At 63.9% G+C, this 20,275-nt stretch carries 17 protein-coding genes and 2 pseudogenes; 6 read left to right on the top strand and 13 right to left on the bottom strand.

What is annotated here, in order from left to right:
* The 3 genes and pseudogenes from QRN22_RS04205 to QRN22_RS04195 all read left to right on the top strand — a co-directional run.
* Window positions 1-272 (top strand): annotated as a pseudogene (locus QRN22_RS04205) (methyl-accepting chemotaxis protein); the annotation flags it as partial.
* A gap of 108 nt (window positions 273-380) precedes the next feature.
* Window positions 381-1,406 carry a transcriptional regulator SouR gene (souR, locus tag QRN22_RS04200; protein ID WP_042551730.1) on the top strand — a complete coding sequence of 342 codons (1,026 nt, stop codon included), beginning with the start codon at window positions 381-383 and terminating at the stop codon, window positions 1,404-1,406.
* Window positions 1,407-1,999: 593 nt separating this feature from the next.
* Complete coding sequence (locus tag QRN22_RS04195) at window positions 2,000-2,278, top strand: hypothetical protein (protein ID WP_042551731.1); 279 nt, start codon at window positions 2,000-2,002, stop codon at window positions 2,276-2,278.
* A 227-nt stretch (window positions 2,279-2,505) separates the two neighbouring features.
* Here QRN22_RS04195 and QRN22_RS26555 read toward each other — a convergent pair whose 3' ends face one another.
* Both QRN22_RS26555 and QRN22_RS26550 read right to left on the bottom strand, forming a co-directional pair.
* Window positions 2,506-3,369 (bottom strand): methyl-accepting chemotaxis protein, encoded by an 864-nt coding sequence (locus QRN22_RS26555; protein WP_419761268.1) that lies wholly within the window; start codon window positions 3,367-3,369, stop codon window positions 2,506-2,508.
* Window positions 3,370-3,666, bottom strand: a pseudogene (locus QRN22_RS26550) (HAMP domain-containing protein); the annotation flags it as partial.
* 787 nt (window positions 3,667-4,453) lie between these two features.
* Here QRN22_RS26550 and QRN22_RS04185 point away from each other — a divergent pair.
* Window positions 4,454-5,284, top strand: a complete 831-nt coding sequence (locus tag QRN22_RS04185; protein WP_156152624.1) for a hypothetical protein — start codon at window positions 4,454-4,456, stop codon at window positions 5,282-5,284.
* Between the two features lie 160 nt (window positions 5,285-5,444).
* On the opposite strand, the gene QRN22_RS04180 is transcribed toward QRN22_RS04185, so the two are convergent.
* The 7 genes from QRN22_RS04180 to QRN22_RS04150 form a co-directional block, all read right to left on the bottom strand.
* Window positions 5,445-6,602: a TIGR03364 family FAD-dependent oxidoreductase gene (locus tag QRN22_RS04180; protein ID WP_042551734.1), complete on the bottom strand. Its 1,158-nt coding sequence runs from the start codon at window positions 6,600-6,602 to the stop codon at window positions 5,445-5,447.
* Between the two features lie 69 nt (window positions 6,603-6,671).
* Window positions 6,672-7,691 (bottom strand): putative 2-aminoethylphosphonate ABC transporter substrate-binding protein, encoded by a 1,020-nt coding sequence (locus QRN22_RS04175; RefSeq protein WP_042551735.1) that lies wholly within the window; start codon window positions 7,689-7,691, stop codon window positions 6,672-6,674.
* Window positions 7,692-7,741: 50 nt separating this feature from the next.
* Window positions 7,742-8,569 (bottom strand): phosphonoacetaldehyde hydrolase, encoded by an 828-nt coding sequence (gene phnX / locus QRN22_RS04170; protein ID WP_042551736.1) that lies wholly within the window; start codon window positions 8,567-8,569, stop codon window positions 7,742-7,744.
* Between the two features lie 17 nt (window positions 8,570-8,586).
* A complete protein-coding gene (locus QRN22_RS04165; protein WP_042551737.1) occupies window positions 8,587-10,296 on the bottom strand; it encodes a putative 2-aminoethylphosphonate ABC transporter permease subunit in 1,710 nt (569 codons plus the stop codon).
* Complete coding sequence (locus QRN22_RS04160) at window positions 10,296-11,336, bottom strand: putative 2-aminoethylphosphonate ABC transporter ATP-binding protein (protein ID WP_042551738.1); 1,041 nt, start codon at window positions 11,334-11,336, stop codon at window positions 10,296-10,298. The genes QRN22_RS04165 and QRN22_RS04160 overlap by 1 nt, the downstream gene beginning before the upstream one ends.
* Window positions 11,337-11,458: 122 nt before the next feature.
* Complete coding sequence (locus tag QRN22_RS04155) at window positions 11,459-12,322, bottom strand: LysR family transcriptional regulator (protein WP_042551739.1); 864 nt, start codon at window positions 12,320-12,322, stop codon at window positions 11,459-11,461.
* A gap of 142 nt (window positions 12,323-12,464) precedes the next feature.
* Window positions 12,465-13,172, bottom strand: a complete 708-nt coding sequence (locus tag QRN22_RS04150) for an SDR family NAD(P)-dependent oxidoreductase (protein WP_042551853.1) — start codon at window positions 13,170-13,172, stop codon at window positions 12,465-12,467.
* Between the two features lie 105 nt (window positions 13,173-13,277).
* Between QRN22_RS04150 and QRN22_RS04145 the strand changes: the two genes are divergently transcribed.
* Complete coding sequence (locus QRN22_RS04145; RefSeq protein ID WP_042551740.1) at window positions 13,278-13,634, top strand: winged helix-turn-helix transcriptional regulator; 357 nt, start codon at window positions 13,278-13,280, stop codon at window positions 13,632-13,634.
* Window positions 13,635-13,688: 54 nt separating this feature from the next.
* A complete protein-coding gene (locus tag QRN22_RS04140; RefSeq protein WP_042551741.1) occupies window positions 13,689-14,183 on the top strand; it encodes a P-loop nucleotide/nucleoside kinase family protein in 495 nt (164 codons plus the stop codon).
* A 100-nt stretch (window positions 14,184-14,283) separates the two neighbouring features.
* Here QRN22_RS04140 and QRN22_RS04135 read toward each other — a convergent pair whose 3' ends face one another.
* From QRN22_RS04135 to kdpB, 4 genes are read right to left on the bottom strand one after another with little or no spacing between them, the layout of a single operon-like run.
* The gene (locus tag QRN22_RS04135; RefSeq protein WP_042551742.1) at window positions 14,284-14,979 is read right to left on the bottom strand and encodes a response regulator; all 696 of its coding nucleotides are present in this window, start codon (window positions 14,977-14,979) and stop codon (window positions 14,284-14,286) included.
* Window positions 14,972-17,614, bottom strand: a complete 2,643-nt coding sequence (locus QRN22_RS04130) for a DUF4118 domain-containing protein (RefSeq protein ID WP_042551743.1) — start codon at window positions 17,612-17,614, stop codon at window positions 14,972-14,974. Before QRN22_RS04130 ends, QRN22_RS04135 begins: the two co-directional genes overlap by 8 nt.
* The gene (kdpC, locus tag QRN22_RS04125) at window positions 17,611-18,204 is read right to left on the bottom strand and encodes a potassium-transporting ATPase subunit KdpC (RefSeq protein WP_231570098.1); all 594 of its coding nucleotides are present in this window, start codon (window positions 18,202-18,204) and stop codon (window positions 17,611-17,613) included. The genes QRN22_RS04130 and kdpC overlap by 4 nt, the downstream gene beginning before the upstream one ends.
* A 10-nt stretch (window positions 18,205-18,214) precedes the next feature.
* A complete protein-coding gene (kdpB, locus tag QRN22_RS04120; protein WP_042551744.1) occupies window positions 18,215-20,263 on the bottom strand; it encodes a potassium-transporting ATPase subunit KdpB in 2,049 nt (682 codons plus the stop codon).
* Window positions 20,264-20,275 lie beyond the last annotated feature (12 nt).

The raw sequence follows: 20,275 nt of genomic DNA, 5'->3' as shown, positions 1-20,275 counted from the left end.
CGCAGCAGAGCGTCGAACGGATTCAGCAGGCTCGCGACAGCTTCGAGCAGATCCGCACCTCGGTGGACGAGATCCGCGATCAGAACAATCAGATCGCCACCGCAGCCGAAGAACAGCACCACGTGGCCGAAGACATCAACCGGCACATCGCGCAGATTCAGACCGACGCACAACTGGTCGAGGAACTGGCGCATTCGGCGCGCAGCGACTCACAGCGCCTGGAGTCGCTGTCCGGCGAATTGAATGGTCTGGTGGGGCGCTTCAGAACTTGACCTGCCCTCAAAATCAGCAAGATTGTTTTTTGGCTGCCTACTTTTCGTTGATTTAAACCGCATCAGAGAAGGTATTGGCGCCGACTCGACAAGAATGAGATCGATAATATGCCGAACAGACGAAGCTTCAGTGAGCTGCTACAGGGGCAAAACCTTCGGTTTATAGGTGATAAGAGCCTCACCCTACAAAAAGCTAATGTCGGTTTTTTGCTTCTGGAGCACTTCTCCCTGCCTGCCTTCACTCAGGCACTGGATATCCTGGTAACGGCCAACCTGATCAGCGCTAACGTATTCGCGACTCGAACATTCAGCCTGAACGGGGAAGCGGTAGTCAGTGATCTAGGCATCACCATCTGTCCAAGTGCTGAACTGAACGTGAGCCACCTTGCTGGACTCGACCTGCTGGTGGTCTGCGGCGGATTGCGTACCAACTTGCGCCCGATTTCTGTTCTGAAACAACTTCTCCACACTGCGAGTGAAAAGCAAATCGCCTTGGCAGGCCTGTGGAGCGGCGCTTGGTTTCTAGGACAAGCAGGACTGCTTGACGGCTATAAATGTGCGATCCACCCAGAACATCGATCTGCCCTGGCGGAGATCGCTAAGAACAGCCAAGTCACCTCGGAAAGCTTCATGGTCGATCGCGACAGGTTGACGGCCGCTAGCCCTACCGGTGCGTTCAACATGGTGCTGGAGTGGATCAACAAACTCCATGGCCGCGATCTGGTTGAAGGGATCGTAGATATCCTGGCTTTCGAAGAGTCTCGGTTTAGGCGCGTCCGTCCGGCTCTGCACGCCAAAATGAGCGAACCGCTGCGTAATGTGATCAGTTTGATGAGCGCGAATGTCGAAGAGCCCCTGAGTGCCGAGCAATTAGCCCAATATTCTGGCCGTTCTCGGCGGCAGATCGAGCGGCTCTTCCAGCAGCAACTTGGTACCACACCGGTACGTTACTATCTGGAGCTTCGTATCACCGAAGGTCGACGCCTGCTCCAGTACTCCGACTTACCTATCTTAGATGTCAGCGTCGCCTGCGGTTTCGCCTCGCCAAGCCATTTCAGTAAATGCTACGCCGCCTACTTCGGTAACTCGCCCTCGAAAGAGGTACGGCACGGTAACGTGAGATCACGTAAATAGATCGCCAGGCCAATTCGTTTCTCGCCGGGCCCATACCAGCCTCGAACAATGCTGTTCACCCTCGTTACCGACTGCAATCACCCCCCGACACGTGACGCCCCATGTGGCTGCAGCCAAAGAGCGATTCTGCTCACGCGCTGCAGCGAACCAGGAGAACAACGGCAGAGCAGGCTGCCACACGGGAGGCGGGTCATGACCACCCCGTGAATCAAGGCAGTCACGTTGCAACGCTCCGGCAGGTTGCCATCGCCAAACCTGCGAGCTAGAGTGCGCCGGTCACGGTCGATGCCGTGACCGGGTGTAGCAACCTGAAAAACCAAGACGCGGTGCGTCGCACTTGCATAGTCGGTACTCGGTGCCGTGCTACTGCATTTCTATGGCGGCCCGTACGGGGCAGGCTTCGGCCTGGCCGGTTCCCTTGGTTTCCGGTTTGCTACCCCTGTACGGTCCGCCACCATAACCGCGTAGCAACGGCGGTGGCGGCTCCTTAAGCAAACCAGGGAGCATAAGGAAAATGCGCCATCCAGCTTTTACGCCAGGGCACCACCCTACCTGCACACTGACACCCTTCGCCTCCAGCCAGGAGGTGCGCCATGGCTGAACCACGCAGCCCGGTCATTCGTTTCCCCAGACGGCAAAGCCCCATTCCGAAAACCTGCCCACCACCCCCTCGCGATACTCAGGGTGACGCCGAACTGCGTGCCAGTTTGCTGGCCGACATATTCGACGAACTGATCCGCAAGAAAGGCGAACACCCCGAAGGCCTGCTAGTGCACGCCGCCGCGCTGTTCGGAAAGGACCTGCTCGAAGAGATGGTGGTGCTCTATCGCCAGGCGCTGTGCGAGGCGCAGGGAGGCAGTGGGCATGTTTAGAGGCGATATCACGATGCTTCCCGCCAATGCCACAGGTAATGGCGCCTTGCATCAGCGAACGCCCTTGACGCGGCTTCAAGGGATATCACAAGCACCTCAACCTTATCGGTAAACGACAGGGCATCACTGTCGGGGTCGTTGTCGGCCACGGCAGTGATGCCTATAGAAAGCGATAGCGACCCAGCTTGACGGAGTGGCTCGCTCCCCTTCTGGTGGCAACCCCGCCCTCAAATACGAAAACGCCCCACCAGCGCACTCAATTCCACCGCCAGGCGCGACAGCTCGTGGCTGGCCGAGTTGGTTTGCAGCGCGCCAGCCGCTGACTGAGCCGAGAGATCGCGTATGGCCACCAGATTGCGGTCCACTTCGCGGGCCACCTGGGCCTGCTCTTCCGCAGCGCTGGCGACCACCAGATTGCGTTCGTTGATCTGCCCGATGGCGGAGAAGATTTCTTCCAGCATTTCGCCACTGGCCTGCGTGATCTTCAGGGTGTCCTGGGCTTTTTCGGTACTCGAACGCATGACGCTGGCGGCCTGCTCGGCGTTGTTCTGCACCGTGGCGATCATCTGCTCGATTTCCCGGGTCGAGGTCTGGGTGCGGTGCGCCAGGGTGCGCACCTCGTCGGCCACCACGGCGAAGCCACGCCCTGCTTCACCGGCGCGTGCGGCTTCGATGGCGGCGTTGAGCGCCAGCAGGTTGGTCTGCTCGGATATCGAGCGGATCACGTCCAGTACCGTGCTGATGTTCTGCACTTCGCTGGCCAGGTTCTGGATGCGCTCGGCGCTGTCCTGAATCTCGGTGGCCATCGAATGGGTGCCCTGAATGTTTTCCCGCACCTGCTCGCGGCTCTTCTGCGACAGGCCGTCGGAGGCCGTGGCGGCCTGGGAGGTGGACACGGCATTGCGCGCCACCTCCTCCACCGCACTGGTCATTTCGGTGACTGCCGTGGCGGCCTGTTCGAGTTGCTGGTCCTGCTGTTGCAGGCCGCGGTTGCTCTCTTCAGTCACCACGTTGAGCTGCTCTGCCGCGGACGCCAACTGGGTGGCGGAGCCTGCGATCAGGTTCAGGGTGTCGCGCTGGCTGGTCTGCATCTGCTGCAGCTCGACGAACAACTCGCCGATTTCGTTGCGCCCGGGCACCGACACCGGCTGGGTCAGGTCGCCCCCGGCAATGCGCCGAAAATGCTCGCCCGCCTCGCGCAGAGGGCGCAGCACGCGGCCAGCGATGAAGCCCCAGCACAGCACGGCCAGCACCAGCGTCACCACGGCAAGAGCGATCGCCAGGGTCTGCGAGAGGGTCAGGCGCTGCGCCGACTGCGCGATGATCTGCTTGCTGCGTGCATCCAGTTCGTCGACCAGCTTGACGCGCACCGCCTGCAACTTGGTCATGCCATTACCGGCAGCGATATTCACCTGGAAGTAATCAGCGGCAGACTGCGAGCGGGTAGCCGCACGCTGGCCGACGATGGCCTCGCCGTACTCGGTGAAGGCCGCCTTCAACTCACGGACATAGCCTTGCAATACCGGGTCGGTGATGTCGGCAGTGGCGGACTCGACCTTGGCGATCGCCTCTTTCCAGATGCCCTCACTGCGTACCAGGCGGGCCTCGGAATCCTGCTGATGCCCACCCACCGACTCGATGAACGCAGACGACACGTTGGCACTGGTGCGGATGGCCAGCAACAGAGCGTTGTTGATGCCGTCGATCTGCCGGGTGGCGCGGTTCAGCTCGCTGATCTGCTCGTGACTGAGCTCGGCCGATCGCCAGTTGTTGACCACCGAAAACAGCAGCGCGACGACGAACACGACAAGCACCGCAGCCATTCCGGTGCGGACTTTCAGGTGAGGAAACATGGCAATCGCTCCAGGCAGGAGCCCAAGACGGGCTCGAATGCCTAGAGGTATCCAACGCAGCGGTGAAAACTTTAGATCGACAGTGTGAGTTGTGTGCGATCAACGCACAGCCGTTGCAAGCGCATGCGCATCGAGGTGCAGATGAGCATGGCGTTCCGGAGCAGCCCCATTGCCTAAAGAATCACACGAAGCAGCCGTTAATCAGGCACAAGGCTATCGATGCCAACGCTCGCCCAGCGATGGGCTGAGCATCTTGCCCCAGGCGCCATCACCGACACGTCGCGCCAGGACTTAGGGATAGAGACGAATAGGGATGGGTGAGATGAGTGACATGCCGGCACTGAGCGCCTACATAGCCATTGCTCCACGAACCAACCAAGCCTGGCGGGTATCTGCCGAACCTGCGGAGAAATCTGGCGGTGCGAGTGCTGGCGGCAGCAACGCCGCTGCGCTGGCGCAGGGTAATAGCGTGCAGCTCAGCGAGGAGTCGCTGCGCAAATACCACGATTACGCAGCGGCATTGAGGGCCGGCAGCGTCAGCCACAGCGTGGCGCTTTCCGTGGCCGGCAGGATTCACAACCCAAGTGGGCTCAGCGCAGAAGAGAGCGAAGCCTTTCTCGCCAACCTGCCCATCGACCGGCTGGGCCTCGTGGAACGTCAGCAGCAGGAAATGAATGCCGCGAATGCCGTGCTTGGCGCTACATCTCGACAGATCGAGCAGACCTATACCGACCTCCTCGAAGCTATCCACGCAGAGCGACCGGACCTGCAAGACGCATCCTTCGGTTTCAGCGTAGAAGCCGGTGGGCGGCTCACGCTCACCAACATCGAGGGCCTCGATAGCGATCAGGCTGCCTGGCTGGACCACGCACTGAATGCATCTGCCGATCTGGTGAAGCAGGCCGGTGAGCTGGCCGATGCGCAGATCGCGCTCTTCAAGGTCGAGAACTTCAGCCTTGGCATCGATTTCGATCGCGACAACTATGCGCGGACCATCGATATCGGTGCCGAGCTGCTGGCCCGAGCCGGGGCTCGCGATGCTTCCCGTTCCGACTCCGCGAGCGGTGCGCACCAGAGGAACTGGGACAATAACTGGAGACAGCAGTTATGGACCCACGGCGAGAGGAGCCTGCTCAAGGTCGAGGTTGGCTGAGGTCGATGCTGTGCGTCACGCACTCATGTTCCAGGTGATTCACTCAGTACCGCACCTTTCGCCCGGCCCGGAGCAGGGTTCGCGCCCGTAGTATCAGGCCCGAGCCGGAAGATCAGCTCGGGACCTGGAACACGCTGCCGGACCACTCCTGGCTCAGCTGTTACACCGCGTGCGCCTCGGGCCACTCGCTCTCGCCAAGCAGCGCGGCAACGGTTCGCTCGCCCAGGCCGAGGCCCACGCTCATGCCCAGCCCGGTATGCATGAGCACGGCAGTCACCCCATCGGCAGCAGGCAATACGCTGAATGGGCCTGGACCGCGCGTGCCATATACGCCCTGCCAGCGCTCGAGCACCTGCAGGCGTCCGCCGAGGGTGTGCTCAGCCAGCCCGATGAGCAGATCATCCACTCCCTCCTCGTTGAACGGCGCGGCATCGCTACCGTAGTCATGGGAATCACCGATGATCAATTCACCGTAGGGCGTGGGGCTGATCAGCAGGTGAATACCGCGCTCTTCCAATATCGGGTAATCGCGACGTATCTCCGTACGAATCGCTTCGGCCTCGGGCAGGTCACTGAATGCGCCGTAATGCACGCAGCTCAGCCCCGTGAGCACGGCGTGCTGCAGGTCCAGCGGCTGCGCCAGCCGAGCCCTCAGCATCTGCAGGCGACACACCGAAGGCTGCAACCTGGCCATCGGCTCGGCCAGCAGGGTCTGATAGTCGTGGCCGGAGCAGACGACGATGTGCCGCGCCGAAAAGCGCCCCGTGGTCGTCAGGGCACTGCCAGGCTCGACGTCCCGCACCAGCGTCGAGAAGTGGAATTCAACGCCCTGGCCGGCCAGGTAATCGATGATCTGTGGCAGCGCTTCCCGGGAGAACAGTTGCTGGTCGTCCAGGCCATGCAGGGCTGCGCGGTGATGAGCGAAGCGGCCGTCATAAAGACTATCGAGGGCTGCTCCGCGCAGTAGTTCGGTGCGGTAGCCAAACTCTTGGGCACGACCGGCGCAGAATGCCTCCAGCATGGCCTCTTCGGCTTCGGTGCGGGCCAGCACCAAGGAACCCTGCTTCTTCATCGACAGCCCGGCGGCCGCGCCCAAGTGCGCCCAAAGGCCGTGGGACTGGCGCGCCAGGTCGAGCATCGGGCCGGGCGCCTGGCCCGTCACCAGGGCCTGACCGAAATTGCGAATGGATGCACCCAGAGGCGTATGGCTGCGTTCGAATACGCGAACTTTGAGGCCGCGGCGCACACCCGCCCAAGCATGCGCAAGGCCCAGGATGCCGGCACCTACGATCAGCAGGTCACAGTCGTGCTGACTCATGGAAAACTCCTCGAGAAGGGAAGTGGCCGCCAGAGCGGCCAGCAGATTGCAAGTAAAAGCCCGTGCGGCTTACTGACTGAGCGGCTCGGACTTGCCGTCATAGCGCTTGCGCCATTCGGCGAGAATCCGCTCGCGGTTCTCCGAGGCCCAGTTGAAATCGTTGTTGATCAGGCGTTGCTCGTAGTCGGCCGGCAGTTCCTGAAACCGCTCGGCGATGGCCGGCTGAGCCAGTACGGCGAAGTTGGCCTTGTACAGTTCCATGGCCTCCCGGCTGGCAGCGAAGTCGGCAAGCTTCCTGGCTGCATCCAAGTGCTGAGTACCCTTGATGATCGCGCTCGCCTCGATCTCCCAACCCAGGCCCTCCTTGGGCAGCACGATGGCCAGCGGCGCACCCTTGCGCTTGAGCTGAACGGCCGGGTACTCGAAGGAGATGCCGATGGGAAACTCGCCGGCGGCGGCCTGCTTGCAGGGTTTTGAACCGGAATGGGTGTACTGGCCGATGTTCTGGTGCAGCTTGTCCATGTAGGCCCAGCCGCCGTCTTCGCCGAAGATCTGCAGCCAGGCGCTGACGTCCAGGTAGCCGGTGCCGGAAGACGCCGGGTTGGGCATGACGATCTTGCCCTTGTAGACCGGATCGGTCAGGTCTTCCCACTTGGTCGGCTTCGGCAAGCCCTGTTTTTCGGCCTCGATGGTGTTGAAGCAGATGCTCGCGGCCCACACGTCCATGCCCACCCAGGACGGCGGATTGTCGCTGTCGCGGTAGTTGGCGCCGATCTTGTCCAGGCTGGCCGGTGCGTAAGCTTCGAGCATGCCCTGCTGCTTGAGGATAGCCAGGCTGGAACCCGCCAGGCCCCAGACGGCATCGGCCTGTGGGCGATCCTTCTCGGCCAGCAGTTTGGCAGTGACGATCCCGGTGGAATCGCGTACCCATTTGATGCGGATATCGGCGTGCTGCTTCTCGAATGCCTGCTGATAAGGCTTGAGCTGTTCGACTTCCAGAGCGCTGTAGACAGTCAGTTCGGTGGCGGCCTGGGCATGCAGGGCGCCAGCGGCGAGCAGGCCAGTGGCAAGGGCGATGCGCTTGAACATGGTGTGGATCCTGTGTGCGAGGGATGGGCGTACGAATGGGGAAGACGGACTCAGCAGCCTTGCGGGCTTTCGCCGCGAGCCAGACGCGCGTTGATGGCATCGATGACCGGCGGCAGATCGGCCAGGGTGTCGATCAGGTAATGGGGTTGGCTAGCGGCGAACAACGCATCGATACGCTGACGCTCGGTCTCCAGGCGCTCGCCGGGCAGCGCCTGGTATTGCTCCCAGGTCAGGCCCAGAAAGTTGCCTGAAAAGCGCAGTGCCACCGTCCACATGCCGGCCCCACGGCCCTCGATAATGCCGGGCTCGGTGTCATCGACCTTGACGCAGGCGGCCACGTCGTCGAGCCCCAGAGCGATCACGTTGGCCAGTGCCTGAGCAGGGCTCGGGCGGCCCTTAGGCACTTCATCGGTAGCCACGACATGGTCCGGGCAATAACCAGAGGCCGCTGCCAGTTCGACGACCTGCTGCATGACGACCTTCGGGTAGCCTGAACAGCTGCCGATCTTCAGGCCCCGTCCACGCAGGGTCGCCACAGCGTCCAGAGCACCGGGAATCGGCGCGGAATGCTCACCGACCTTGGCGATCTGCAGAGGCATGAATCGCTCGTAGATGGCGGTCACGTCGGCATCGCTCGGCAGGCGCCCGAAACGCGTCTGGAAGCGCTCAGCCACAGCGGGCTGGTCGCACAGGGTACGGATGTGATCCCACTTGCCCATGCCCATGGGGCCGCGAGCTTCAGCGAGGCTGATCTGTACGTCGAACTCGGCGAACGCCTCGACGAAGATGCGGGTAGGGGCGAAGGAGCCGAAATCGACCACGGTACCCGCCCAGTCGAGGATAACGGCCTGCAGATGATCGGGGTGCTGGTAGCGCATATGGATGCTCCGGGAGATCAAAGGCCAGGCGCAGCACGCCAGGCCTGGGAGCTTCGCAGCAAGCCGCGCGAAGCCCAGGCCAGCAGGAGCGATACGCTGGCGGAGGTGAGAAGAATGAGGGTCGACATGGCTGCGGCACCGCCGACGTTGCCGGCATCGTCCATGTTCAGCACGGCGACGGACGCCACCACGCTGTCCGGGCTGTAGAGGAAGATCACCGCCGAGACGGTGGTCATCGCCGAAACGAACAGATAGCGGACGATATCCAGCAGCGCCGGCAGGCAGATCGGCACCGTCACCCGCAGGAAGTGGCGCAGCAGCGGCACCTTCAACGACAGCGCGGCGGACTCGAACTCGCCGTCGAGCTGGCGCAGCGCGGCGGCTGCGCTCATCTGCGCAGTGGTCAAAAAGTGCGCCACGGTGCACACCACCAGCAGCGCCAGGCTGCCATAAAGCCCATGCAGCGGATTGGCCGGCAGGTTGAAGAAAAAGACGTAGCCCAACCCGAGCACCAATCCGGGCACGGCCATAGGGATGAAGCACAGTAGGCGCAGCACCTGGGTCAGCGGGTTTTGCCGAGTCTTTTCCAGCAAGTAGCTGCCAGTGAAGATCAGCACACTGCCGAACAATGCCGTGGCAGTCGCCAGCAACAGGCTGTTGCGATAGGCCAGCCAGCCACCGGGCAGATCCGAGAACGCGTAGTTGTGCAGCGACAGCGACAGGTCGTAGGGCCAGAATTTGACCAGCGACGAGTACACCGCCATGCCGAACACACCGAGCAGAACCGTACACACCAGTACCACCAGCAGCAGAAAGGCGCTGTCGCGACCCGACCGGGGCTGGGGGTGATAAACCTGGGCACGACCGCCCATGGCATCGCGCTGACGGCGGCGCAACCAGAAGTCGACGGCGAAGCTGAACAGCGCCGGCAGCAGCAGGAACAGCCCGATCAGAGCACCACGGCCAAACTGCTGCTGGCCGAGCACCGCCTTGTAGGCTTCCAGCGCCAGCACCTGATAGTCGCCACCGACCACCACCGGCACGCCGAAGTCGGTGATGCACAGGGTGAACACCAGGCAGCCAGCGGCGAAGACCCCTTGCCGGCTACCTGGCCAGGTGATGCTGCGAAAAGCGCGCCAGGGCGAGGCGCCCATGCTCGAAGCGGCGTCGAACAGGCGGGCGTCAGCCAGCGCCAAAGCGCTGAGCAACACCATCAGGGCATGGGGAAAAGTGTAGATGGCCTGGCCCAGCACGATGCCCCAGAAGCCGTAGATGCTGTCAGGTATCCAGTCACGCAGCATGCCCTGATTGCCGAACAGGTAGATCAAAGCGATACCCGGCAACATCGAGGGCGCCAGCAGAGGCAGCAGCGATATGCCGCGCCATAGTCCCTTGCCCGGCAGGCAGGTGCGTAGCAGACCGTAAGCGAAGCCATAGGCCAGTGGCAGCACGATCATCACCACAGCCAGGGCACTGGTCAGGCTGTTGCCGAGCAGCCAGCGAAAATTGGCACTGCCGAATAGCTCTCCAGCAGCCGCCAGGCCGCCGCCCTGCCCCGGATCGCCTGCCAGCCCACGCCAGAGCATGGCAAGCAAGGGCAGGAGCACGGCCAGCACCAGAAGCACCAGCAACAGCCATTGCCCGCCCAATACGAACAGCCGGTCGGCGGTATCCGTCGAGCGCTGCGATAGTTTCGCTACACGCTGCGCCGTCACGACCTGTTCCATCAGGCGAACACCTGCAGGCTGCGCGGCGGCAAGGCCACGCGAATCTGCTTGCCGTGCAAATTAGGCAGCGCTTCGGGAGCCATTTCGGCCAATAGTGCATGGCCCGGCAGATCGTCCAGTTCGAAGCTCAGGCGGCAGCGATTGCCGAGGAAGGTGAGCTCGCGCATATGCGCCGGGAACAGGTTGTCCTGCTCGAGCTCAGGGTTGATCAGGATCGCTTCGGGTCGGCAGAACAGGCGCCCGCCCGCTCCCTGCCCGGTGTCTGCCAGACGTATGCTCAGTTGGCCGACACGGGCATGACCACCATCTCGCTCGAATGGTAACCAGTTGCCCTGGCCGACGAATTCGGCAACGAAAGGCGTTGCCGGTGCGTTGTAGATGGTTTTTGGGGTGGCGTACTGCTCGATCCGCCCCTGATTCATCACCGCGATGCGGTCGGCCATCAACATGGCCTCTTCCTGATTGTGAGTGACCATCAGGGTGGTGATGCCAAGCTGGCGCTGCAGGCTGCGCAGCTCGCCGCACAGGTGCTCGCGTACCTGGGCATCGAGGGCCGACATCGGCTCGTCGAGCAACAACAGCGAAGGGCTCGGCGCCAGGGCGCGGGCCAATGCAACACGCTGTTGCTGGCCGCCGGAGAGCTGTGCCGGGTACTTGTGCCCGCTGCCGCTCAGGCTGACCAGTTCGAGCATCTCTTCGACGCGCCTGCGGACCTCATCTCGCCCACGGCCGGACAGGCCATAGGCGATGTTCTGGGTGACCGTCAGGTTGGGAAACAGCGCATAGGACTGGAACAGGATGCCGTAGTCACGTGCCTGGGGCGGCAGCGCTGAAACGTCTCGCCCGGCGAAGTGCAGGCTGCCCTGCTCCTGACGCTCCAGGCCGGCGATGCAACGCAGCAGCGTGGTCTTGCCGCAGCCGGACGGCCCGAGCAGGCAGACCAGCTCGCCGGCGTTGACGTCCAGCGATACGCCATCCAGCGCCTTGAAGGTGCCGAAGCCTTTATGAATGTCGCGCAGTTGCAGGTCGACGGTAGCCATGCCAGGAACCTCGTTTGGAATCGAACGAGTGTCATCTTGGGGTCGGCATGCGAAGGCTTTGTGGCAGTAGGGCAAAAGCCGCCGATAGTGCTATCAGCGTTTTTATGAAGACAAGGTCCTGATCAGGCGTCGGTGGATTCCCGGGCGATGGCCAGGAAGGCCGCCGGCAGACGCGCCTGGCGGCGTTCGCGCAGGCAGTAGAGGTATTCCGGGATCAGCGGCGCACCATCCAGGGCGATGACGCGCAGTTCCTGATTGTCCGGCACCTCGTGGCGGGCGATGACACTGATGCCGATATTGCGCAGCACTGCCTCGCGAATCGACTCGCGGCTGCCGATTTCCAGTAACGGCCCCAAGGCGACACCGGCCTCACGCAGCATCTGCTCGGTGAGCTGGCGCGTGGTCGAACCCACTTCGCGCATCAACAGACAGTGCCCGGCCAGCGCCGAGGGCGGCAAACTCTTGTGGTTGGCCAGCGCATGGCTGCGGTGCACGGCCAGTACCAGAGGGTCCTCGCCGAGCAGCAAACGGGTGAAGCGCGAATCCTCTTCCAGCTGTGAGGAGGCGGCCAGATCGACTCGATACTCTTCCAGCGCCTCGATCACTTGCAGTGAATTGCCGATCTCCAGCGTCACCTGGATCTGCGGCAGGCGCTCGCGAAAGCGCCGGACCAGGTCGAGCACGTAATAGGGAGCGGTCGCGGCGATGCGCAGGCTGCCCTGCACCTGGCCGCAATTGCGCAGGTAGAATTCGATATCGGCTTCTTGCTGCAGCAGTGCCTGCACCATCGGCAGCAGGCGCGCGCCATCCTCACTCAGGGTGAACCGCCGCCCACCTCGGTAGAACAGTTCGACACCATACTGCGCCTCCAGATTGCGAATCTGGGTAGTGACTGTAGGCTGGCTGAGACCGAGTTTCTTCGCCGCATGGGTGATGCTGCCCAGACGGGCGACCATGTGGAAGGACTTGAGCTCGGCAGATAGCATGTCCGATGTGGCGCCTCGGGGCGGAAGCCAATTCAGGCCGCCTGGTTAACGGAACGAGAATGGTACGCCGGCAAAGCCGCAAAAGGCCATTGCCACATTGCGAGGCGTGAACGCTGCTGAAACGTCAGTCCCCCTGAACACATCAGGGAACCACGAACTCCACCTCGCCTCGCCCGTTGGCCGCTTCCCAGAGTTGCTCGGCCAGTACATCGGGATCGACCACCGGCATCTCGAAGTCGTCCGGGGCATCGGACTCGCTGCTCTCGACACTCAGGTGGTAGGCACTGCCCTCGATGACCGCAGAGATGGTCACCATGGCGACGTGGATATTTTCCTGCGCCAGCTCGCCATGCAGGGACATCAGGTAGTTGCGTGCCGCTGCCTGGGCCGGCGCGGGCCCGGACATGAACGCGATGCCCTGCGCAGCGGAGCCGCCGAAACCGGCGAGCACGGCACCCTCCCCGTGTTGCCTGAAGTCGGCCAAGACCTCGTTGACCACGGCAACCAGCCCCAGAAAGAGGTAGTCCGTGCGGGTGCGCATCATCTCGACGGTCATTTGCGAAGCGGGCAAAAACGCTTCGGTGGATGCCGGGGCGTAGTAGATGGCGTCGATGCGTCCCAGGGTGGATCTGATCGCTTCGATCAGCGGCGCCACCTCGTTCAACTGGCCAAGGTCGGCAGTGAACGGTAGCGCGGTAATTCCTCTGCCCTGCAGCTCGTCGGCAAGGCTCTCCAGGTTGTTGCGCCGCCGGGCGACAAGCGCAACGGCATAGCCCTCGCGGCCGAAACGCTGCGCGACGGATGCGCCGAGGCCAGAACCAGCACCGAATATCGCGATGACTTTTTTCACGCGTTGCACCATGGTTATCGTTGGTAACCCTGTATAACCGTCATGCTGTCTGGCCCACAAGACGGGTTTTTCCAGTCACGTTGTTACTCCGGAGTAACCATCTGCATGAAGTTCTATGGCGACGAGGCCATTCAGAAGCCCGTGCGAGAGCTGCTCAATCGCGTCGGCGACAGCTGGAGCTCGCTGATACTCTGCGCGCTGGACGAAGGGCCGCTGCGCTTCTCGGCGCTGGCCAGAGCGATACCGCAGATCTCCCGGCGCATGCTTGCCAAGACCCTGCGCAGCCTCGAACAGGACGGCCTGTTAAGCCGAACGGTTTTTCCCACCAAGCCTCCCAGTGTGTCCTATGAACTGACCGCGCTGGGCCAAAGCCTGCTACCCCACCTCGGCGCGCTGGCGCTCTGGGCGCTGGATAATCATGAAAAGGTGCAGGCCGCGAGGGCGCAGTACTTGCCGGAGTAGGCGCACGACAAACAACCGACTGGGCCGGCACGAACCATCCACAGAGGACATCCGATGCTGATCGTATTCAGCGGCCTCCCGGGTACCGGGAAAACCACCGTGGCACGGCGCCTCGTCGAACGGCTGGGTGCGCTGTACCTGCGCATCGACAGCATCGAGCAGGCGATCAGAGAGGCCGAGGTGCTGGCGGCAGACGTGGGGCGCAGCGGCTACCTGGTCGCCAACGAGCTGGCGCTGAGCAACCTGCGCTTCGGCAACCGGGTCGTCGTCGACTGCGTCAATCCGGTCGCCGAGAGCCGCCAGGCGTGGGCCACTATCGCCGCGCAGGCTGGCACTCGCCTGCTCGACGTTCAGGTCATCTGCTCCGACAGAGACGAGCACCGGCGCCGGGTGGAAAGCAGAGCCATCGATATCCCCGGCCTGACCCCACCCACCTGGCAGTCGGTATTGGATCACGACTACGAGCCCTGGCAGGGTGATGCGCTGCTGATAGACACGGCGCTGACCTCCCCTGAGCAGTCGGTGGCGATGATCACCCGCCAGCTCTAGGGCAACCACGAGACAGTCAAGGGCTTCCCATCTGCCCAGCGCGGTTCATCGGTGCCATGGCCTGCACGGCAGGCAGCCTGGCCCGCAGCCCCCTCAGCGTTCAGCAGGCCTGCGCCATGAGGCGATAGCCGATGCCGGGCTCCGTCCGGATCAGGTGGGGGTCGTTCGGTTCGTCGTGCAGCTTCTGGCGCAGCTTGCCGACCACGATGCGCAGGTAGTGGCTGTCTTCGAGATGGCTGGCGCCCCAGACGTCTCGCAGCAGCTGCTGTTGGGTCACCACCCGGCCAGGGTTGCGGGCCAGCAGCTCGAGCACGCTGTACTCCTTGCGGGTCAGGCTGACCTCGCCGGTATTCAGGGTCACGAGCCGTGTCGCCAGGTCGATGCACAGCGGCCCCGCGTGCACCCTAGGCTGTACCACCAGCTCGCCTGGCGAGTGACGCAACAGCGCCCTGACCCGCGCGAGAAACTCCTGAATGCCGAAGGGCTTGGTGACGTAATCATTCGCGCCGCTGTCGAGCAGCCTGACCTTCTGCTCTTCGTCGCTGCGCACCGAGAGCACCAGAACCGGCAGGGTCGACCAGGTGCGCAACGCTTCCAGAACGTCATGGCCATCCATGTCCGGCAGGCCGAGATCGAGGACGATGACATGGGGCGACTGGGTGGCCGCGAGTGCCAGCCCGGCTTCCCCCGTAGCGGCCTCCAGCGCCTCCCAGGACTGGGTGGCCAGGCTGATCCTGAGCAGCTTGCGAATCTGCTTTTCATCGTCGATGACCAGAATGCGCGGTCGTTCACTCATGATTGCCATCCCTCTCGACCGCCGGGGCCATGGGCAGGTGCAGAGACAAGGTGGTACCGCGGTTGCCAGGCCCGTCAGACACCTCGACGTGGCCGCCGTGGGCGCCCAGCATGCCCTGACAGATCGCCAGCCCCAGGCCGGTTCCCTTGCCGCCGCGGTCACCTCGCGCTGCTGTGTAGAACATGTCGAAGATCTGCCTGCGCTCGCTCGACGGAATGCCGGGGCCCTGATCGCTGACGGCGAATACCAGCTCCTGAGCGTCGCTGAATACCCTCACCCGGACCTGCCCGCCCTCGGGTGAAAAACGTGCGGCATTCTCCAGAACGTTGACCAGCGCCTGCTCGATGAGCGCGGCGTGTACGTGCAACAGCGGCAGTGCACTGGGGATGTCGACCTGAACGTCCAGCCCGCTCAGCACCTGGCGCAGGCGATTGAGGGCGCTTCTGGCGATATCACTGGGGGCGACCCAGTCTCTGGAAAGCTTCAGGCCACCGTGGCCGAGCCGGGTCATGTCGAGCAGGTTCTGGATGTAGCGATCCAGGCGCTCGGCTTCGTCCCGGGTGCCTTCGAGCAGTTCGATACGATCCGCCGCAGGGATGGCCGCGCCGAGCGTCAGCAGGGTGTCGATGGAGCCGCGCATGGAGGTCAGCGGGGTCCGCAGGTCATGGGAAACGGACGCGAGCAGGGAGCTGCGCAGTTGCTCGGTCTCACCGTGCAGACGGGCTGCCTCCAGCTCCTCGGCCAGCCGTGCACGGGCCAGTGCCTGGGCGATGGGCTGGCACAGCGCGGTGAGTTTGCGGCGCTGCGGGGCCGGGAACACGGAGCCGTCGCGCGGGCGTGCACCGAGCATCGCCAGCGGGCCATCTTCAGCGGTCAACGGGAACCACCACCAGACGCACTCAGGCAGTGTGTCGGTACCGAGGCCGGCAGGCTCGTAATGGCGCCAGGCCCAATCGGCGGCAGCGGCATCGCGTTCGCCAAGGTCCGCTGGCCCGCCCGTCTCCCTCAGCCACGCTTGCCCGGTACCGCGATCGAGGATCTGCACCTCCACTGGCAGGCGCTCCTGCAGATGCTGCTGGGCCGCACTGATGACCGCCTTGCGATCGGTGGCGGCGGCCAGGCGCTGCGACAGCTCCAGCAATGCAATGGTTTCCCCCTGGGTTTCCCGCAGACTCTGCAGTTGACGCCGTTGCCGAGAAGCCAGGTTGCCGCTGAGCGTGGCCATGAACAGAAAGAAGAACAGCGAAAGCACATCCTGCTGGCGATCGATGGTCAGCGAATACAGCGGTTCGATGAAGAACCAGTTGTAGGCGATGAATGACAGCACCGCACAGACGAGGGCCGGGCCGAGGCTGCTGCGCACGGCGACCACCAGAACGGCGGAAAGAAACACCAGGGAAACGTTGGGCAATTCGAGAAACAGGGTCAGCAGCATGGCTGCCAGGGTGGCGCCGAGGCTGACCAGCGCGGCCAGCAGGTAGTGCCTCCAGACGATCTTCGGCGCGGCCGATGGCCGGGCGGTGGGTGCCTTGGCGGCCACATCGAGCACGTTGATTTCCAACCCTTCGCCAAGAGCCAGAAGCCGGCTGCAGAGGTTGCGCCGCCAACCGGGCCGCGGCCTGCCACGGGCGATCAGGATCAGGCTGGCGCGGCGTTCGCGGGCGTGCTCCACCAGGCTTCTCGCCGGTTCGCCACGCAGGGTCACCACCTCGCCACCGAGACGCTCGGCAAGCTGACAGGCTTGCTGCAGGCGTTGTCGCCAGCGGTCATCCACCGCCCGCCCATCGTCCACATGCACCACCGACCACGGCAAGTGGCGGCGGTCGGCAACGCGGCAGGCATGGCGCACCAGAGCCTGGGCGCAGTCATCGCCCTGAATGCCGACCAGCAGCCGCCCCCTGACCGCCGGCAGAACCTCACCGGAGTGCAGCGTGCGCCGATCCAGCTCGGCATCGACCCGCGCCACGGCCGTGTGCATCGCCAACTCACGCAGCGCCGTCAGGTTGGTCTGGCTGAAGAACGCCTCGATGGCGGCTCGCGCCTGGTCCGGCACGTAAACCTTGCCCTCGCGCAAGCGTTCGAGCAGGTCCCTGGGTGGCAGGTCGATCAGCAGGATCTCGTCCGCATCCTGAATGATCCAGTCCGGCACGGTTTCCCGCACCCGCACGCCGGTAATCTCGAAAACCTGATCGTTGAGGCTTTCCAGGTGCTGAACGTTGATGGTCGAGTAGACGTCGATGCCCGCGCAGAGCAACTCCTGAACATCCTGCCAGCGCTTCGCGTGCCGGCTGCCCTGGGCGTTGGTGTGGGCCAGCTCATCCACCAGAGCCAGGGCCGGGCGCGCCTGGAGCAGCCCATCGAGATCGAGCTCGGCCAGGTTCAGGCCACGGTACGCAACCGCGCGCGCCGGCTGCTGGGGAATGCCCGCCTGCAACGCGGCGGTCTCGCTGCGCCCATGGGTCTCGACGATGCCAGCCCGCACATCGACGCCGAGCTCCAGCTGCCTGCGCGCAGCCTGCAACATGGCGTAGGTCTTGCCCACGCCAGGCGCCGCGCCCAGAAAGACCTTCAGCCGGCCGCGCCCCTCCCTGGGAAGGTCGGCCAGCAGCGCGTCCGCTCGCTGGGTGCTGTTCATGGCACCTCGACCTCGGCGCCGAGCCCGGCCAGGGATGCGTTGAGTGCCAGCACGTTCACCAGCGCCGGGCCGATTGGCGAACGCTGCACCATGCTCTCGACCTGCCGTTGCAGTGCCTCCGCGGTGATGCCCCGTGCGGCGGCAACGCGAGGGACCTGATAGAGAACCGCCGCGAGCGGCAGTTGCGGATCGAGGCCGCTGCCGGAGGTGGTCACCAGCGCCAGGGGAACGCGGCGCTGCTCGGTTGCCCCCCAACGGCTGGTATCCGCCGCCACCCGTTCGGCGAGCGCCGGGTTGCTGGGCGACAGGTTGCTCGCGCCGCTGGCCACGGTGGCGAAACCTCCCGCAGACGGGCGCGACTGGAACCACTGCTGCCCGTCGAACTGCTGGGCGATGAGCCAGCTGCCACGCACGGCGCCACTGTCGTCCCGCATCAGGCTGCCGTTGGCCTGGTGGGCGAACAGGCTCTGGGCAATGACGGTGACGAAAACCGGGTAAGCCGCGCCGGTGACCAGCGTCAGCAGGGCAAGCATCGCCACAGCCGGGCGCAGGTGCGAAAACCAGCGATTGGAAACATTCATGTCGTTCATGCGAGAGCCCTCAAACCAGTCCCAGAGCGACCAGCAGCAGGTCGATGAGTTTGATGCCGATGAAGGGCGCGACGATGCCGCCCAGACCATAAATGAGCAGGTTGCGGCGCAGCAGGCTGGCGGCATCCGCGGCCTGCACGTGCACGCCACGCAGGGCCAGCGGAATCAGCACGACGATGATCAGCGCGTTGAACACGATGGCGGACAGAATCGCGCTCTGCGGGCTGTGCAACTGCATGAGATTCAGGGCGCCAAGCTGCGGATGAATGCCTGCGAACAGTGCAGGCAGAATGGCGAAGTACTTGGCGACGTCATTCGCCACCGAGAAGGTGGTCAGCGCACCGCGGGTGACCAGCAACTGCTTGCCGACCTGCACCACGTCCAGCAGTTTGGTGGGGTCGGAGTCCAGGTCCACCAGGTTGGCCGCTTCGCGGGCAGCCTGGGTGCCATCATTCATGGCCAGCCCGACATCGGCCTGCGCCAGTGCCGGTGCATCGTTGGCGCCGTCACCACACATGGCAACCAGCTTGCCGTCTGCCTGTTCGCTGCGGATGCGCTGCAGTTTCTTCTCTGGCGTGGCTTCCGCGATCACATCGTCGACGCCTGCCTCGGCGGCGATGGCCGCAGCGGTCAGCGGGTTGTCGCCGGTGACCATCACGGTGCGAATGCCCATGCGCCGCAGCTCGGCGAAGCGCTCGCGAATGCCGGGCTTGATCACATCCTTGAGGTGGATGGCACCCAGCAGCCTGCCGTCGCTCGCCACCAGCAAAGGCGTGCCGCCGCTTTGCGCGATCTGCTGCACTTCACGGGCAAGCACCTCGGGCATATCGGCCCGGCTCATGGCCAGCCAGTTCAGCACCGCATCGACGGCGCCCTTGCGGTACTGCATGCCGTTCCAGTTCACTCCCGACAGCCGCGTTTCGGCGCTGAACGGCACTGCCTGCAGATCGGTACGCGCAGGCTCCTGCATAGGATGCAGCGCTCGCAGGTACTCCACCACGGACTTGCCTTCCGGCGTGTCGTCGGCAAGCGAGGCGAGCAGCGCGGCATCCGCCAGCTCCGGCGTGGTGACGCCAGGTGCCTTGAACAAGGCGCTGCAGCGGCGATTACCGAAGGTGATGGTGCCGGTCTTGTCCAGCAGCAGCGTGTGCACGTCGCCAGCGGCCTCGACCGCACGCCCGGACTTGGCGATCACGTTCAGGCGTACCAGGCGGTCCATGCCGGCGATGCCGATCGCCGACAGCAACCCGCCAATGGTGGTCGGGATCAGCGTTACCAGCAGGGCCGCCAGGTAGACCAGAGGCAGATCACCACCGGCGTAGCGGGCAAATGGCTGCAGGGTGGCGACCACCAGAAGGAAAATCAGGGTCAGGCCGATCAGCAGAATGTCGAGGGCCACTTCGTTCGGGGTTTTCTGCCGTTTGGCGCCCTCCACCAGGGCGATCATCCGGTCCAGGGTGGACTCGCCCGGGTTCACGGAGATGCGAATCGTCAGGCTGTCCGATACCACCAGGGTGTTGCCGGTCACGGCCGAGCGGTCCCCACCGGACTCACGAATCACCGGGGCCGACTCACCGGTAATGGCCGCCTCGTTGACCGCGGCGACGCCCTCGATCACCTCGCCATCCCCGGGGATCAGCTCACCCGCGTCGACGCGTACCACATCGCCCTTGCGCAGCCGGCTGGCCGGTACCTGCTCGAAGTAGCCGTGCGCCGTCATGTAACGCGCGGTAAGCCCTTCGCTGCCGGATTTCAGGCTATCGGCGCGGGCTTTGCCGCGCCCTTCTGCCAGCGCCTCCGCGAAGTTGGCGAACAGTACGGTGAACCACAGCCACAAGGCGATCTGCAGGGTGAACCAGGGGCTGACCGCCTGGTTCGGGATGACGCAGAGCACCGTCGTCACCACGGCCGTCAGCTCGACGGTGAGCATCACCGGCGAACGTATCAACTGGCGTGGGTCCAGCTTGATGAAGGCCTGCTTGAATGCCGGCCGCCACAATGCCTGAAGGCTGGTGGCGACAGGAGTGGCGCGCAGCGGCGCCTGACTTTGCACGTTCATGTTCGCTCCGTC

Origin of the sequence: Pseudomonas sp. MEJ086 (genome assembly GCF_030209025.1) — a bacterium.
GTDB classification, from domain to species: Bacteria; Pseudomonadota; Gammaproteobacteria; order Pseudomonadales; family Pseudomonadaceae; genus Aquipseudomonas; species Aquipseudomonas fulva_A.
This window is presented reverse-complemented; position numbering and strand designations above follow the sequence as displayed.

Coding starts and splice junctions, on each gene's coding strand:
- souR (WP_042551730.1), top strand. CDS start 381: ATGCCGAACAGACGAAGCTTCAGTGAGCTGCTACAGGGGCAAAACCTT.
- QRN22_RS04195 (WP_042551731.1), top strand. CDS start 2,000: ATGGCTGAACCACGCAGCCCGGTCATTCGTTTCCCCAGACGGCAAAGC.
- QRN22_RS26555 (WP_419761268.1), bottom strand. CDS start 3,369: ATGCAGACCAGCCAGCGCGACACCCTGAACCTGATCGCAGGCTCCGCC.
- QRN22_RS04185 (WP_156152624.1), top strand. CDS start 4,454: ATGAGTGACATGCCGGCACTGAGCGCCTACATAGCCATTGCTCCACGA.
- QRN22_RS04180 (WP_042551734.1), bottom strand. CDS start 6,602: ATGAGTCAGCACGACTGTGACCTGCTGATCGTAGGTGCCGGCATCCTG.
- QRN22_RS04175 (WP_042551735.1), bottom strand. CDS start 7,691: ATGTTCAAGCGCATCGCCCTTGCCACTGGCCTGCTCGCCGCTGGCGCC.
- phnX (WP_042551736.1), bottom strand. CDS start 8,569: ATGCGCTACCAGCACCCCGATCATCTGCAGGCCGTTATCCTCGACTGG.
- QRN22_RS04165 (WP_042551737.1), bottom strand. CDS start 10,296: ATGGAACAGGTCGTGACGGCGCAGCGTGTAGCGAAACTATCGCAGCGC.
- QRN22_RS04160 (WP_042551738.1), bottom strand. CDS start 11,336: ATGGCTACCGTCGACCTGCAACTGCGCGACATTCATAAAGGCTTCGGC.
- QRN22_RS04155 (WP_042551739.1), bottom strand. CDS start 12,322: ATGCTATCTGCCGAGCTCAAGTCCTTCCACATGGTCGCCCGTCTGGGC.
- QRN22_RS04145 (WP_042551740.1), top strand. CDS start 13,278: ATGAAGTTCTATGGCGACGAGGCCATTCAGAAGCCCGTGCGAGAGCTG.
- QRN22_RS04140 (WP_042551741.1), top strand. CDS start 13,689: ATGCTGATCGTATTCAGCGGCCTCCCGGGTACCGGGAAAACCACCGTG.
- QRN22_RS04135 (WP_042551742.1), bottom strand. CDS start 14,979: ATGAGTGAACGACCGCGCATTCTGGTCATCGACGATGAAAAGCAGATT.
- QRN22_RS04130 (WP_042551743.1), bottom strand. CDS start 17,614: ATGAACAGCACCCAGCGAGCGGACGCGCTGCTGGCCGACCTTCCCAGG.
- kdpC (WP_231570098.1), bottom strand. CDS start 18,204: ATGAACGACATGAATGTTTCCAATCGCTGGTTTTCGCACCTGCGCCCG.
- kdpB (WP_042551744.1), bottom strand. CDS start 20,263: ATGAACGTGCAAAGTCAGGCGCCGCTGCGCGCCACTCCTGTCGCCACC.